This window comes from Mesorhizobium sangaii (assembly GCF_014207355.1).
GTDB classification, from domain to species: domain Bacteria; phylum Pseudomonadota; class Alphaproteobacteria; order Rhizobiales; family Rhizobiaceae; genus Mesorhizobium; species Mesorhizobium sangaii.
The window spans coordinates 780,758-795,902 of sequence record NZ_JACHEF010000001.1 but is presented as its reverse complement, the minus strand read 5'-3'; the positions used below and the strand labels follow the sequence as shown (position 1 = coordinate 795,902).

At 63.2% G+C, this 15,145-nt stretch carries 14 protein-coding genes; 5 read left to right on the top strand and 9 right to left on the bottom strand.

Annotated features, from left to right (window positions below):
- Window positions 1-104 precede the first annotated feature (104 nt).
- Window positions 105-533, bottom strand: a complete 429-nt coding sequence (locus HNQ71_RS04070; protein WP_184871288.1) for a SufE family protein — start codon at window positions 531-533, stop codon at window positions 105-107.
- A 100-nt stretch (window positions 534-633) separates the two neighbouring features.
- Window positions 634-999 (bottom strand): DUF5330 domain-containing protein, encoded by a 366-nt coding sequence (locus tag HNQ71_RS04065; RefSeq protein WP_184871287.1) that lies wholly within the window; start codon window positions 997-999, stop codon window positions 634-636.
- 536 nt (window positions 1,000-1,535) lie between these two features.
- Here HNQ71_RS04065 and HNQ71_RS04060 point away from each other — a divergent pair.
- The 3 genes from HNQ71_RS04060 to HNQ71_RS04050 all read left to right on the top strand — a co-directional run bounded on the left by HNQ71_RS04060 (window position 1,536) and on the right by HNQ71_RS04050 (window position 4,475).
- Window positions 1,536-3,269, top strand: coding sequence for a sensor histidine kinase (locus HNQ71_RS04060; protein WP_184871286.1), 1,734 nt, complete (start codon window positions 1,536-1,538; stop codon window positions 3,267-3,269).
- Entirely contained in the window at window positions 3,244-4,056 is an 813-nt protein-coding gene (locus HNQ71_RS04055) for a peptidoglycan-binding domain-containing protein (protein ID WP_184871285.1), read from the top strand. The genes HNQ71_RS04060 and HNQ71_RS04055 overlap by 26 nt, the downstream gene beginning before the upstream one ends.
- A gap of 71 nt (window positions 4,057-4,127) precedes the next feature.
- Window positions 4,128-4,475, top strand: coding sequence for a DUF1491 family protein (locus tag HNQ71_RS04050; RefSeq protein ID WP_184871284.1), 348 nt, complete (start codon window positions 4,128-4,130; stop codon window positions 4,473-4,475).
- Here the strand turns inward: HNQ71_RS04050 and HNQ71_RS04045 are convergent.
- Window positions 4,453-5,532, bottom strand: a complete 1,080-nt coding sequence (locus HNQ71_RS04045; RefSeq protein ID WP_184871283.1) for a hypothetical protein — start codon at window positions 5,530-5,532, stop codon at window positions 4,453-4,455. The genes HNQ71_RS04050 and HNQ71_RS04045 overlap by 23 nt on opposite strands.
- Window positions 5,533-5,741: 209 nt before the next feature.
- Between HNQ71_RS04045 and HNQ71_RS04040 the strand changes: the two genes are divergently transcribed.
- The gene (locus tag HNQ71_RS04040) at window positions 5,742-5,930 is read left to right on the top strand and encodes a hypothetical protein (RefSeq protein ID WP_246461176.1); all 189 of its coding nucleotides are present in this window, start codon (window positions 5,742-5,744) and stop codon (window positions 5,928-5,930) included.
- On the opposite strand, the gene HNQ71_RS04035 is transcribed toward HNQ71_RS04040, so the two are convergent.
- The 6 genes from HNQ71_RS04035 to HNQ71_RS04010 form a co-directional block, all read right to left on the bottom strand.
- A complete protein-coding gene (locus HNQ71_RS04035; protein ID WP_184871281.1) occupies window positions 5,927-6,496 on the bottom strand; it encodes a DUF1254 domain-containing protein in 570 nt (189 codons plus the stop codon). The two genes, HNQ71_RS04040 and HNQ71_RS04035, sit on opposite strands and share 4 nt — an antisense overlap.
- Complete coding sequence (locus HNQ71_RS04030; RefSeq protein WP_184871280.1) at window positions 6,489-7,073, bottom strand: DUF1214 domain-containing protein; 585 nt, start codon at window positions 7,071-7,073, stop codon at window positions 6,489-6,491. Before HNQ71_RS04030 ends, HNQ71_RS04035 begins: the two co-directional genes overlap by 8 nt.
- A 118-nt stretch (window positions 7,074-7,191) precedes the next feature.
- Entirely contained in the window at window positions 7,192-9,345 is a 2,154-nt protein-coding gene (locus HNQ71_RS04025) for a transglycosylase domain-containing protein (protein ID WP_184871279.1), read from the bottom strand.
- Window positions 9,346-9,805: 460 nt separating this feature from the next.
- Window positions 9,806-11,245: an FAD-binding oxidoreductase gene (locus tag HNQ71_RS04020; RefSeq protein WP_184871278.1), complete on the bottom strand. Its 1,440-nt coding sequence runs from the start codon at window positions 11,243-11,245 to the stop codon at window positions 9,806-9,808.
- Window positions 11,246-11,545: 300 nt separating this feature from the next.
- Window positions 11,546-12,478, bottom strand: a complete 933-nt coding sequence (locus tag HNQ71_RS04015; RefSeq protein WP_184871277.1) for a dimethylarginine dimethylaminohydrolase family protein — start codon at window positions 12,476-12,478, stop codon at window positions 11,546-11,548.
- Window positions 12,479-12,506: 28 nt separating this feature from the next.
- On the bottom strand, window positions 12,507-14,111 hold the full coding sequence (locus HNQ71_RS04010; RefSeq protein ID WP_184871276.1) for a zinc-binding metallopeptidase family protein: 1,605 nt from the start codon (window positions 14,109-14,111) through the stop codon (window positions 12,507-12,509).
- 84 nt (window positions 14,112-14,195) lie between these two features.
- On the opposite strand from HNQ71_RS04010, the gene HNQ71_RS04005 reads away from it, so the two are divergent.
- Window positions 14,196-15,122, top strand: coding sequence for a LysR substrate-binding domain-containing protein (locus HNQ71_RS04005; protein ID WP_184871275.1), 927 nt, complete (start codon window positions 14,196-14,198; stop codon window positions 15,120-15,122).
- Window positions 15,123-15,145 lie beyond the last annotated feature (23 nt).

Genomic DNA, 15,145 nt, shown 5'->3' with positions numbered 1-15,145 from the left:
CGGAATTGCGTTAAACAAAGAGAGCAATTCCAGGAGAAGTGTGAGACGGTTTTCCGTCCGGAATTGCGTCCTACGTTCCGTGAAACGATGAACCGCTCGGGCTGTCAGGCTGTCTGCTTCAGCGCCGCCTCGGCGTCGCGCTTGATGCGCTTGACCATGGAGCGAAGGCCGTTGGCGCGCTGCGGCGAAAGATGTTCGTCGAGGCCGAACTCTTTCAACGTTGCTTCCGCGTCGGTCTTCTGGATCGCGCTGGCGGTCCTGCCGGAAAACAGCGCCAGCATGATCGCGACCAGCCCGCGCACGATATGGGCGTCCGAATCGCCGGTGAAGGTGATGACCGGATCGGCCCCCGGTCCGCGTTCGGTGGTCAGCCAGACCTGGCTGACGCAGCCCGGCACCTTGTTGGCGGCGTTGCGCTCATCGTCCGGAAATGGCGGCAGCGCCTCGCCGAGTTCGATGACGTAGCGATAGCGGTCTTCCCATTCCTCAAGGAACGAGAAGTCGTCGCGGATCGTCTGGATCGTCGTCGTCATAGTTTGGATATAGTCACGCGGCGGCGCCACGTCACGGAAAAAACAAGGACACCGCGGGCGTCGAGAGGGCAGACAGCCCGCGGTGCGCCGTCGAGACGGCTTAATTCTGGACCGGCAGGTTGACTGGCAAATTGACCGTTTGGGGCAAGACGATTTCCTCCGGCAGGCTGCCGGTCATCGTCGAAATGTCAGGGCCCGCGGTGGACTTGTCGTCCAGCATCGCTGCCGCGATCTTGGCGGTCTCCTTGGCGCGGGCGGTGATGGTGTGCATGGCCGACTTGCCGGTTTCGCAGACGTCGGGTTTGCGTTCGCAAATGCCGGCGATGTCGCCAACCGCTTCACGCGCCGCAAACAGCGCCTGGATCGGCCCGACGCTCTCGCGGCCCGATTCATCGGGACCGACAGCAAGTGGCAGCGCCAGCAGCACCAGCGAGAACCAGAAAGCCATTCTTATCAGGAAGACCATTCCCTTGCCTCTCGTCGTGACCCGGATCATGCATCCATATGGCATGACCTCTTTTGTAGGCAGGATGGTGGCACACAGGCGCAAAGGACGGCTTGCAGGTTCGCCGAGAATTTTCCGCAAATTTTAGGCAAATCCGAAACGAACCATTGTGCAATCAGTTTGTTTCAAATCCGAACGATTTTCCTTAACGCCGGATAACCATCTATCTGTCTGTCTTGAATGCGTTTTTCGTGAAACCCGGAAGTCCGGGCGCCGGCCGAATCCACCCCATGCACGCCGGCACTGGATAACTCTCCGTTTACTATGGCTGCATTTGCCGGGGCTTTCGGCCGCCCGCATCCCAATATTTGCCGCAGGCCGGGTCTTGGTCGGCGCTGCCTTATCCATTCCTTAAACGCTGGATGCGAGTTTCGGAGTCAACCAAAACAATCTGCCAAAGCAGAGCTGTCCACGACGAGTACGGGTGCGTTGAGTTGAGTTCGATCAAGGCCAGATACGTTGAATTGCCTGGCGCGATGGCCGCTGGTTGCGAACGTATGGTGCACCCGTCCATCCTTGGACCGAGCGACCGCGAGCGCCAGCGCCGCTTCATCGGCGTCATGCTGGCGGCGCCTTTCTTTGCCGCCGGTGCCGCGGTCACGCTGGTCACGTCGGGCATGGGTGCCGCCATCACCGTGGCCGCCATCTTTGCGGCCTTTGGCTTGTGCTGGTTTGTCGCCTTGCTGGTGGCGGCGACCGGCAAGATGGCCATCGCTGCCCAGGTCGCCCTGGCGATGGCGGGCATTGCGCTCGGCGGCCTCATCGCCGCCGCCGGCGGGTTGAGCTCTCCCGTCGCCATGCTCGTTGTGGCGCTGCCGTTCGAAGCCTGGTGGATCGGCGCCTCGCGGCGTGCGGTACTGTGGGGAGCCGTGTCGGCCGCTGTCGCCATCCTGGCGCAGCCTGGGGCAGGAATTCTGTTGCCGTTCGCCGGAGCGCAGATTGCCGCGTGGCACTGGCTGTTGCCGTTGGCCTGGGCGCTCACATTGATCCCGCGCGCGTCCGCGTTTCAAAACACGACCAGTGCGGCCGATGTCGCCGAAACGGCCGACCGTCTTGAAGACATCATCGATGCGGTGGTGCTGCGCGTCGCCCGCCATGGCGAGGTTCTGGACGCTTCGTCAAAGGCGCGCACGCTTTTGAAGCTGCCGCCCGAGCTGCTGTCCGGAAACGGCTTTTTCGATCGCGTCCACCTGTCGGATCGCGTCTCCTATCTCAGTGCTTTGGCCGACATGCGCGATGGCGCGCTGTCGCGCCGGCTCGAATTGCGCATCAGGCTGCCTCAGAACGGCAATGGCCATGCGGTCGACAATTACCGGCCGTTCGCGCTCGATCTGGTGCGGGGTGAAGAACAGGGCGACGTCTTCATGCTTGTCCTGCGCGAGAATGACGACATTGCCCGGCTGCGCGAAAATCTCGCGGCGGCCAATGAAGCAGCGGCCTCGGCCGAAGTCGCCAAGGGACGCTTCCTGGCGGTGGTCAGCCACGAACTGCGCACGCCGTTGAATGCCATCATCGGCTTCTCGGACATGCTGCTGCACGAGATGTTCGGCGCCTTCAAGGATCCGCGCCAGAAGGAATATGTCGGTCTGGTGAGGGATTCGGGCCAGCATCTGCTTGCCGTCGTGACTTCGATACTCGACGTGTCCAGGATCGAGTCGGGCGTCTATGCGACCGAACCGGAGCCGTTCCGTTTCGCGGAAGCGGTCGACATGTGCCAGTCCATGCTGCGGTTGCAAGCGCAGGCGAAGAACATCGATCTGCAGACGCAGATCGCGCCGGACGCCGGCGACATCAATGCCGACCGGCGTGCCGTACAGCAGATGCTCATCAACCTTGTCTCCAATGCGATCAAGTTCACCCCCGATGGTGGCGATGTGGTCGTCGGCGCCAAGCGGATTGGTTCGCGCCTGCACTTCTGGGTCAGGGACACCGGCATCGGCATCGCCGAGGAGGATTTTGCCAATCTCGGCAAGCCATTCATGCAGATTCAGAACGACTACACCCGCCGGTTCGAGGGGACTGGCCTCGGCCTTTCGCTGGTCAAGGGCCTGGTGGCGCTGCACGAAGGCACGATGTCCATCGAAAGCATGCCGGGCGAGGGCACCACGGTGACCATCAGCCTGCCGGTGAACGGACCGAAAGGACATCAGGCGGAGAAGGCCGGAGTGCTGACGATGCCGGTGGCCATGGCGAAAGGGGACAGAAATGGCTCGCTCCGCAAAACGGCCTAAGGCGGTCAAGCGCCGCAGCAACGCCTTTCAGGACGGCGCCGTCGCGGTTGGCGGCATGATCTCGCGCAATCCCGTCCTGGTGGGCGGGTCGACGGCATTCCTGGTGACGCTGTTCTACGTTTCCGCCAATGCCTTGTGGTACCAGCCTTTCCCGCATGCCGGCGCGTTCTTCGCGACCCGCAGCATGCAAGGCTTCCAGCACACCGCCGACGAACCGGAGACGACATTCAACATCGTGCGGCCATTCGGCGCGCCGGCACCGATCAAGGGCGATCCGGTGGTCGAGCAGGTGCAGGGCATACTGAAGGATCTCGATTTCTACTCCGGAACGGTCGATGGCATTTCCGGGCCCAACACGCGCAAGGCCATCGAGGCCTATCAACAGAAGGTCGGGCTCAATGCGTCCGGCGAGATCGACGCGCTTCTTCTGGACCAATTGGGCGCGACGCCGAAAACGGCGGCCGTCATACCGAGACCGCAGCCGCGCCCGGATATGCCGGCCGCCGTTCCAGTATCGCTGCAGACGAATTCTGGGCAGACCAATTCCGGGCAGACGAACACCGGGCAGGCGAATGCCGATCAGACGCAGGCACCCGATGCCCGCATCGTCAAGATCCAGGCCGGGCTCAAGGCATTCGGCAATGACGACATGCAGCTGGACGGCGTCGTCGGCACGCGCACCAAGGCGGCGATCAAGGAATTCCAGTCGCTGTTCGGGCTGCCCCAGACCGGCGAGCCCGATGAGCTCGTTTACGTCAAGATGCGCGAAATCGGCCTGACCAACTGAGGGCTGAAACGACGGCTCGCGGAGTGGCGGAAATATCGATAGATAGCCCGCACGCCTTCTGGAGTTCTCTCATGCGCGTCACATCGGATCTGTGGGTCTCGGCCCTGTTGCGCCGGGTTTTCGGCGCCGGCGGATTTGCCGCCGTGGTCAAGCGCGGCGCAACCGAAGCCGGCGCTGTGTTCGTGCTGGCGCGCGGCAGGTCGGGAGACATTGCGCTGTTCGGGCCGGCACCGCAGACAAGCTACGATTCGGCGAAGCCCGACGATCGCTTCTTCAGCCTTCTCGGTGCCGGCGATGATGCCGCCGTGCTCGAAGCACGGCTGGAACGGGAAAAGAAATTCGATCCAGACATCTGGGTGGTCGAGATCGAGGCCGGCGCCGTTCCTATCGAGGAGCTTATTTCCGTGAAGATGCCTTGAGGCCGGACGAAGCCGCCGTATCGTCGCTGTTCGATGCCGTGCGGGTATCGCCGTTTGCCGGTGCCGCGTCGCGAACCGCTCTCGAAAGTGTCTCGGCTTTCCACAGCCGTACCTTGTCCTGGGCCGCATCGCGATGGAGCAGGCGGTAGCGGTCGAGGAAGGCGCGGATGGCCTGCGGATGCGGGAATTGGCTGGGATAGACCGCAACCGTGATCAGGAATGCCCGATCCTCGCTGAGGTCGAGCGAGCGCAGTGCTGCCAGCAGCGAGGCATAGTTCTGGTTGCCGGTGAGCGATCGCGCGACCGAGAAATCGATATCGAGTGCGTCGGCGAGCGCGGTCTGGAAGAACGCCGCGTTTCCGGTCAGCGCCGTCTCGCGCAATTTGACATAGGTGTCCGCGCCGGTGAACGGATCAGCGTTTGTCGCCGCATCGTCGCCGCTGCGCATCATGGAGCGCAGCCTGCGTCGTGCGTTTTCGGCGGCAATGCCGGCCGCTCGTTCTCTGGCGAGCCCTTCGGAGACGGATTCCGTACTCATCGGTGCAATCTTGTCCGCTGCGGCCGTTGCGGCTCTGTCCGCTACTGGCGCGGCCCCGTCCGCTGCCATGGCCTTCGCTTCCGGCTCCCGCACCCGTACCAGGGTCGGCCTTTCGAGCGCCCTGATCAGATCGGCGATGGTCGGGTTCAAGTCCTTGCGGCGCGCAATGGCGCGTGCATGCGGCAGGCCGTGCCGCCCGATCAGCGCGATGAGGTCGATGTCGCTGACCGCGCGTGAGCGGATGAGCAACGGCGCGGCAATGTCGACCGGCTCCTCGCACAGGCGGCGTACCAATGCGGCGGGGGCATATTCGCATTCGGAAAGAGCGGCCGCCACGTAACGGCGTGATTCGACGGACACATTGTCGAACAGCGGCAGCGTCAGGTCTTCGAGCTGACCGATCTCGCGGCGTGACGGGCGGGTGAGCGAGCAGAACGCCGATACCGCGGCGCGGAACAGCCTTTCAGCTTTGCCCGAGTCCGTCCGTATCGCGATTTGCCTGAAGTCGGAAGATGACACGAAGGATACGCCCGTACTCGACACAAACTCGACCACGCTCACCGGGACCGTGTCGGTTTCGCGTTTGCCGCGGGTCAGAACGCCCTGACCTCGAGACAAAGATCAAGTTAGCGACGATCCGTTAGCGCTCCGTTAACCCTCTGCCGTCCTTAATGATATTTGGAGGCGTTGCGTTGTGCTCCGGGGAAACCGAGAGGAATGCGCGAATCATGGGCATGGTACTGTCTTTCGTGCCGCGTACGGCACCAAGCAATCGGACAAAGCAACCCGCCGAAATTCCGGCGGCGGTGATCATCTTCCCCGGCATCCGCTACGAGCGGTCGCATGCCGGCGAGGTGCGGCCGGTCGATCCCGACAAGCCGGGATCGCCAGGGACGAAGCCGGTTCCTCACCACTAGAAGTCCTGCAGCTCGCAGGAACTCTTTTCGAGGAAGCTTGATACGATCGGCTTCCAGCTGTCATCGGGCACGAAGGTGCGGATGACGAAGATGCCTTCCTCGATCGGCGCCTCGACAAAGATTGCTCCCTGAAGGTCTTCGGGAAGGTCCTTGCGCACGTCGATCATCTGCGCCGGTGTCAGCACGACGGCATCCAGCACGCCGTCGTTCGCGGTGTGGTCGTTGAAGGAATAGATGTTGTGACCGCTGCGGTCGTAGACCGACACCGACCAGAACGGCACATGTCCGGGCGCCTTGATGCGAACCACTCCTTCGCCCAGGTCGAACCGGCATGCCGTGGCGTAAAACAACGGGTCGACGGATTTCACCACTGGCGCGCCACCGGCCTCCGCATCGAGACGGGTCATCCTGTAGAGGTCCGAGGCCATCGACAGCCGCGACCAGGCGTCGCGTTCGGAAAATTCGGGCACCAGGAGCAACACGACGATGTGCACGATGCCGGCACCGACCAGGCCGAGCAGGACAGCATGCAGAAGCTTGCGCATCGCCGCATAAGAGCTACGCATTGCAGCCGACCTTCAGGATCCGCGGCAGCGAAACGTCCGACAGGCCGGTGCTGCTGGCGATCGGCGTGTCGTAGAATGTCAGCACGAAATACATCCTGCCGAAGCCGCCAGTAAGCAGCCAGTTGCCCGGCATCGGGTGATCGCTGGCGGAAATGATGACCAAGTTGTCGGGTTGTCGTACCACCCCATAGGATTGCAGCGCCGCAGGCCGTGATTTGCCGGTTTCGACCACGCCGAGCGACTGATCGGCGGCATAGAGCGTCCAGAACCGTGCCGTCGGAAATCCACCCTCGATCGTGTAGGTGCATTCGCGCTTGAGTTCGCCGCCGCCAGCGTCGCGCTCGGCGACGAAGGACAGCCCTTCGGCGCGGCCAAGCGCAAGCACGCCTTCGCGCGCCACGCGGGCCTTCGAATAGGGGTCGGCGGCCGGCGTGCCGATATCGGGAAAAGCCGTCCATTGGCCGATCCGGATGGCGCCGACACCATCCTGGGCTTTCAGCGCATACCAGACGCTGCCGCCACCGCCGCCGATGGCTATGACAAGCGAAAGCAGCGTCAGGAGTGCATTCTTGAGCATGAAGGGCCGGGGACACGAAGAGTTGCCGCTCGGGGATATCGCGGCGTGGGGTCCCGTGGCAAGCGGCGGGTGCAGAATTGCAGACAAGCCTTGTGGCTGGGGTCGCTCGGTGCGGCAATCACAGTGCCGACAGCTTTTCCGGCGGTTGAGGCGCGGCGATGGCCGGCGCTGACTGGAACTGCTTGGTCATGTCCCTCAACGTCTGCGTGGTCCGGCTGGACAACACCGGCGGCCGTTCGGCCGCTGCATCGGCTGCCGCCTGGTCGTCGCTCTTCTTCTGCGCTTCCTCGGCCTTGGCTGCGATCTCTTCGTCGACAAAAGGTTTGTCGATGCCGGGGATCGGCTTGAGGTCGATGTTTTGATGGGCATAGACCATGAGACGCTGCCAAACCATTGCCGGTAGCGAGCCGCCTGTCATGTTCTTGGTCGGCGTGAAATCATCGTTACCCAGCCATACGGCCGCCGTGTAGTTGCCGGTGAAGCCGACAAACCAGGCGTCGCGGTAGGATTGCGTCGTGCCGGTCTTGCCGGCGACGACGATGTTGGGAATTTGCGCGCGGCGCGCCGTGCCCATCACCGGCACGGCCGCCAGCATGGTGTTCATGGATTTGAGCGCCTGCTCGGACAGCACCCGGTGCGGCGGCGGCGCATCCTTGGCGAAATCATAAACCACCTCGCCGGTGCGGGTGACGAGCTGCGTGATGCCGTGCCGGGAGCCGACGAAGCCGTTCTGGGCGAACACGCTGTAGCCCGTCGCCTGATCCATCACCGTCATGCCCGAGGTGCCGAGCACCATCGTCTTGTGCGCTTCGAGGGGCGATTCCACCCCCATCGCCTCGGCCATTGCCTTGATCGGCGGAATGCCAAGATAGTCCTTGGCCAGCCGCACCGGCACGGTGTTGATCGACTTGGCCATCGCCATGATCAGCGTGATCTTGCCGGCCGATTCGCCGCTGTAATTGTGCGGCGACCAGGTGCCCCAGCTGATCGGGCCGCCGGAAATGATGGAGTTGGGCGTGAAACCGTGTTCCATCGCCGTTGCATAGACATAGGGCTTGAACGATGAACCGGTCTGGCGCAGCGCCTTGGTGGCGCGGTTGAACTGGCTGGCGCCATAGTCGCGGCCACCGACGATGGCTCTGACGGCGCCGTTGGTCTCGATGACGACGACGGCGCCTTCGGTGACGTTATACTCCTTGCCGAACTGGCGCAGGTGGAACTCCACCGATTCTTCCGCCGCCTTCTGGATATTGGCGTCGAAGGTGGTGTGCGCCACCAGCGAGTGCTGGCCCGGCTTGGCGATCTTCTTGACCTCGTCGAACGCCCAGTCGAGGTAATAATCCGGGCTTTTCTGTTCGCCGCGATCGACGACATCGGCAGGGTGCAGCCTTGCCTGCAGGACCTGACCCTCGGTCATGAAACCGGAATCGACAAGGTTGGACAGCACCACATTGGCGCGCGCACGCGCCGCCGGCAGATTGATGTGCGGCGCATATTTGGTCGGCGCCTTGAACAGGCCGGCCAGCATCGCCGCCTCGGCGAGGTTCAGGTCCTTGACGCTCTTGCCGAAATAGAAGTCGGCGGCCGCCTCGATGCCGAACGTGCCGCCGCCCATATAGGCGCGGTCGAGATAGAGCTGCAGGATTTCCTTCTTCGACAGGTTGGCCTCGAGCCACAGAGACAGGAAGGCTTCCTTGATCTTGCGCTCCAGGGTGCGCTCGTTGGTGAGGAACAGGTTCTTGGCCAACTGCTGGGTGATGCTCGAGCCGCCCTGGACGACGGAGTTCGCCCGTACATTCTCGAAGATGGCGCGTGAAAGGCCAAGCACGTCGATGCCGTAGTGATCGAAGAAGCGCCGATCCTCGGTGGCGAGCACCGCCTTGATGACGTGATCGGGCATTTCGTCGACCGGCACCGAATCGCGCTGGATGATACCACGCTGGCCGATCTCGTTGCCGTAACGGTCGAGGAAGGTGACGGCGAAGTCGCCCTGCGCGCGCCAGTCGCCCGCCGTATCCTGGAAAGCCGGAACGGCCAGCGCCAGCATCACCACAATGCCACCGGCGCCCAGCGTAAAACCTTCGCTCAGCAGTTCGATGATGCCGCGGCGCCAGCCGTTGACTCGAAAGCGCCGCGAGAAGATCGTCGCGGCTTCCCAGAACTGGCGCGCTTTAAAACCGATCTCGTAGAGCGAGGAATCGAGCCATGCATCGAGCGCCAGCAGCCGGGCGGCGATCGGACCTCTTCTCTTGTGCGGTTCAGGACTGGCCATTCGGAAATCCGGCTCGGCGATGGCGCGACCTGAAGACCGCAAACCGGCAATTTCAGGGCGATCCACCGTGGGAGACTATTCCTCCATTTCTCAAGTTCTCACAAGGGCGGCGAAGACACAGTGCCGGGGTTTGTTGCGAGAAGGCCGAGCCGCCTTAGGGACTGTTTCGAAATTCGCTCTGGCGAGTCATATGGTGGTGGTTTCGAGAACCGTAGCGCAGCGGACATTTGGTCCGTGAGCAGCGGAAGCGCAGAAAACGCCAACAGATGGCCGCCAGGGTAGAATTTCCAAACAGTCTCCTCAGGCCGGCTCGCGCTTCAACGTCTGGGCCATGCAGTGGATGCCGCCGCCGGTCTTGAGATCTCGCTCATGTCGACGATCGCCAGTTCGAAACGGTGTGCCTCGAACTGGCAGGTCAGGGGGTCTGGCTCGACGTCAAAGCGATCTGCGATTGAACGCTTCAAGCGGCTCGCAGGTTCTCTTTCGGGCGCAAATTCTGGTTCATGCGGAACAGGTTCAGTGGGTCGTAGCGCTGCTTGATTTCCAGAAGCCGCCGATGGTTGCCGCCATAGGCCGCTTCGACCCGGTCAACCTCGTCCTCCGGCATGAAGTTCACATAGACGGTGCCGGCCGCATAAGGCTTGGCCGCCTCGTAGATAGCACGAGCCCAGTCGGTGCAGGCCTTGTCCATCGCCGGTTCGCGCCAGCGGGCGTGAACGTTCATAACGAAATGCGAACTGCGCTGTGGAAACGCCGTTGCATCCGCCTTGACGCGACCCGCCGCGCCGCCGACATGGCCGACAAATATCTCGCATTCGGGTCCCGGCAGCTTGGCTATTGCCCCCGTGACGACCGCAGCCGCCTCCTCGGAAAACTCGGTGAAGTCATGGCTCTTCCAGTAGTTGCGGGCGCCGGGCGCAAGTAGCGGGTCGAATGCTTGCTGCCAGCCGGTGAACGGGCTGGGGCCGACGACATCGGCAATCGGCGTGCCGATGGCTCGAAGCTTATGCGTCGCCTTTTCGCCTGCGTCGATGTCACCGCAATAGCACATGGCCAGAACCAGCACCTCCTTGCCATGCCACTCGGCCGGCAGGAAGGGCAGCGGCGGCGCCTGCCGCATGACCACCCAGCAGGTCAACTCGTCAGGAGCGGTTTCGAGCGCCTTGCGATACTCCTGCAGCACCTTTTTGGCATCGGCGAAGGGATGGACGACAAGCCCCGCCAGCACCTGCGGTCCAAGCTCATGGAGCTGGAACTCGAATGCCGTGACGACGCCGAAATTGCCGCCGCCGCCGCGCAGCGCCCAGAACAAGTCCGGATTTTCGGTCTGGCTGGCCCGGAGCAGTTTGCCGTCGGCGGTGACCACATCTGCGGAGGCAAGATTGTCGATGGTCAGGCCGAATTTGCGGGTGATCCAGCCGAAGCCGCCACCCAGTGTCAGGCCGGATATGCCGGTGGTCGAGTTGATGCCGGTCGGCACCACCAGCCCGAAGGCCTGCGTTTCCTTGTCGACATCGGCAAGCGTCGCGCCAGGCCCGACCCATGCCCGCCGCGCAGCGACATCGACCCGCACCGACTTCATCAACGACAGATCAATCACCAGGCCACCATCGCAGACCGCACTTCCGGCAATGTTGTGGCCGCCGCCTCGCACGGAGACGAGAAGTCTGTTCTCCCTGGCGAAATTCACGGCACTGATGACGTCGGAAGCGCCCACACAGCACACGATCAACCCAGGCCGTCGGTCGACCGTGGCATTCCAGACAGTCCGTGCTTCGTCGTAAGCGGCATCGCCTTCGCTCAGCACTGTGCCGCGCAATTGTGCCGAAAATGCTTCCAGGGCAGCAGCGTCGATTATGGTTTTGCCGCGTTCAAGCGTGGTGAGGCTCATGGTGTTCATGGTTTCCTCCCGATTTGCAGATGAGCCGTCCCCCTCCCCAAAGAACATTTTTACTGTGCGCTTATATTAGATATCGTGCAAGTTTCGCATTGGCCAGCGTTGCGGCGCCCAAGCGGGCGTCCGCAGCCAATGTAGTGATTGCATTGGCTTGGGCACATGTTTCTGCCAGCCGGCGATCTCAGCTTTCTGCCAGCCGGCGATCTCACCCGGTTTTCACGCCCGACCTTGCACCCTCGGCCGGCAGAATGCCGATCATGCTGATGCGAATGTGAACGAAGCAGCGCAGCGCTATTCCACTCCTCAGGCCGGTTCGCGCTTGAGCGCTTGCGCCATGCAGTGGATGCCGCCGCCGGTCTTCGAGATCTCGCTCATGTCGATCGCCGCAACTTCGAAACCGCGCGCCTTGAGCTGGCCGATCAGCGTCTGGCTGGAGGTCGGCGCGATCACCCGGTCCTTGCCCAGCGACATGAAGTTGCAGCCGAGCGCCATCGTATCCTGGAACGGCACGTCGATGATCTCGTGGCCCTTGCCCTTCAGCCAGTCCACGATGCCGGGTTCGGTGCAGGCGAGGCATACGGCGGTCAGTTTCTCGGCGATCGGCACCACCATCAGGTCGATATGGACATAGTACTCGTCGATGAAGGCGATGCGGGTTTCCCAGCCTTCCTTGTCGAACCAGGCCTGCACCTGCCGCGCGCCTTCTTCCTGCGTGCGGGCCCCGCCGCAGCCGATCAATACGACGCCCTCCTCGATGACGTTGAAGTCGCCACCCTCGAACGTGCCCGCCGTGACCATGTCGTAGATTGGAATGCCGAGTTTTTCGTAGGTGCGGATGGCGGCATAATTCTCGCCGCGCCGCCACCAGTTGGCCATCGCAGTGATGAAGGCGCCGTAAGGCGTCATGACACTGGAATCGCGGGAATAGACCTGCATCGGCAGTTCCGGCGTCGGCTCGTGCCAGTGGATGTTGACGCCGAAATGCTCATAGGCGGCGACAAGGTCTTTGTGCTGCGCCTGCGCGATCTGGACGTTGCAAGGCGCCTCGCGCAGATGCTTGCGCGACAGCGAACTGGTCGACAGGTGGCGCAGGAAATTGGGCGAACCAAGCAGCACGTCGGTCAAGACATCGGTCTCGTTGGCAAAGCCCCAGGCGGTCAGAGGCTTGGTGCCGCCGGCCGGGTTGCGGCGCTGCAGCGAAAACGGCTCGGCGACGATGCGGTCATGAACGGTCATGGGGTTCTCCTCGTGCTTTGATTATGGATTATGCGTTTGACTTGGGCTGGTTGCCCGGTATCCACCAGTCTCGTCCGCGCGGGGTGGTGACATATTCCGGCCAACGAAATCCAATCGGCGGTTCGTAGTCGCAAAGCGGCGCGATCCAGTTCGAGCCGCCGATTCCTCCGCCGGTGCGGGCGACGAATTCATTCATCGCCGCATCGCGGGCGGCCTGGTCTTCCAGCAGCCGAAGGGCGGCGAGCGCAATGGTCTTCGACGCGCAGGTGACCATCGGGTCGATGGTGGCGGGAATGCCGCCCAGCGCATTCATCACCCATGATGGATAGGGGTAGCCGGTTTCCGAGCGCAGCGCCGGGCGGGCGACATAGAATCGCGCAGTCGGCGCATGCCAGCTCATGTCGGTGTAATCGTCGGAGGTCGAATTCACCTGCGAGGGCGGCAGATCGCGGCGCAGGATCGCTTCCGCCGCCTGCGGCTCGATCAGGCGCTCAAGTTCTTCGATGAACGGCTCGTCGCTCGCCATGCGCCCGGCATTGACCTGCATGTCGCGCGCGATTGCCTTGGCGTCCTCGTCCCAGCGCGGCGGCCCGACGGTCGACAGCGCTTCATAGGCGATTTCGGCCATGGTGTGATTGGCCAGCCCCGGCCGCGACTTCGACACCCAATGCCGCTCATGGCGGCAGCCGCTCATGCCGGCAGCGCCCTCGGCATTGCGGTCGAGCACGGCGGTGACCTGCTCGGCCATCGCCAGCGTCGGCACGCGGATCATGTACTGGATCTCGGCCAGCTCGGCCGGCAGGTTGTCGGCGGTCGCCTGGCCGGCGGTGAGGATCGCCTCGCTGATCGACCAGCCGCCCTGGTGCGGCAGCATGGAATCGCGCAGCGCCTTGGACGCCATGTACATCATCATGAGCGCGTCGTTGGTGCCGGGCGCGCGCACCGCCGAATGCGCCTGCGGAATGGGCGCCGCGCCACCCGCCGCGCGCGCCCAGCGCTCCGGTTGGTCGCAGATGAAGCGATAGATCATGGCGTAGGCCGCGCCGCAATGCGTGTCCCAGCGCGCCGTGTTGCAGAGCGGCAGCATGTAGAACGGATGGAAGGAGATCATGCCGGCAAGGCCGTCATAATAGCCCTTGGCGGCATGGATCGGCTTTGACCCGCGCACCTTTTCCGCCGGCTCGCCGGTGAACCGCAGCGTGCCTGGTATGCCGTGACGCTGCATCGCCGCCTTGGTCGCCAGCAGCCCGCCGAGGCTCGAAATGCCCAGGCCTGAATGCGGGTCGGTATGACCGCCGGCATGTTCGGAGAGGCCTGGGCGCGGACGCTTGACCGTCGCGGCATCCTGGCAATTGCCCGGCACCGCGTCGTATTCGGCGTACATGCCGATGGTCGGGCCGGGACCGTTGGTCCAATGCGCACAGAAGGCGGTAGGCATGCCACCGGAACCTTCTTCGACGGAAAAGCCTTCGCGCCTCAACCGCTCCACGTACCAGGCGGCGGACTGATACTCGCGCCATGCGGTCTCGCCGAAGTCGAAAATGGTGCGCGTCCACGCCGACAGCAACGGTTGGATGTCGTCGAGACAGGCAAGGGCGGTTGTTTGCGCCGAGGTGGCCACGGGTTCCTCCATGAGACGAGAAGAAAGCAGTGAAGCGGTTCGCCAAAAAGTGATATGTTTTCCCGGCTCATGCAAATTCGGTTCACCTGAGGCCTCTTGCGCATACCATCCACCCAGGCGCTGCGCGCGCTCGACAGCTTCGCTCGTCACGGCAGCGTCTGGCGCGCCGCCGACGAGTTGCATCTGACCCGCAGCGCCGTGAGCCATCAACTCCGCCTGCTTGAACGCGACCTCGGCTTCGATCTGCTCGAACGCATCGGCAAGGGTGTGGCGCTGACGCCGCGTGGCCAACGCTATGCCAGCGACGTGCGCAAAGCGTTGACCGTGCTCGGCGATGCGGTGACGCGCCATGCCGGCACCGGCGTCGGTGGCTCGTTCAGCATCAGCTGCACGCCGGGCTTCGCCTCGCTGTTCTTGTGCACCCATATCGGCGAGTTCAGGCAAATGTATCCCGATGTCGCGCTGCGCATCCTGACGCCGCGCCGGCTGGACGATGTCAGCAACGCCGACGCCGACGCCTTCATCGCCTTTGGCGTTGGCAATTGGCCGAACCGGGCCGCCGAACTGTTGTGCGAGATTTCCTTTACGCCGCTCTGCAGCCCGACGCTCCTCAACAAGGTCGGCGGATTCTCCAAGCCCGCCGATGTGCTGCGTGCCAATCTACTGCATCTCGGCGACACCGAGGATTGGGCGCGCTGGCTGGCGCTGTCCAAGGTCGAGAACCCCGACCCGGAAGGCGGTATCTTCTTTTCCGACATGAATCTCGTCTTCTCGGCCGCCATCGCCGGCCAGGGCATGGCCATGGGCGACGAACTGACCAGCGGCAAGGCCCTGGCCGAAGGCAGGCTCGTGCGTCCGTTCGACATCGCGATCAAATCGCCGCGCTCCTACTTCCTCGTCTCCGAACACGCCAAGGCGACGCACCCGGTGCTTGACGCGTTTGCCGGATGGCTGCGATCGAAACTCGCGGAGAGCATAGCCAAGGTCATGGCCGACCACGGGCGCCACCGATTGGACAGATGAATGGAATTTGCCGATCCGGCGAA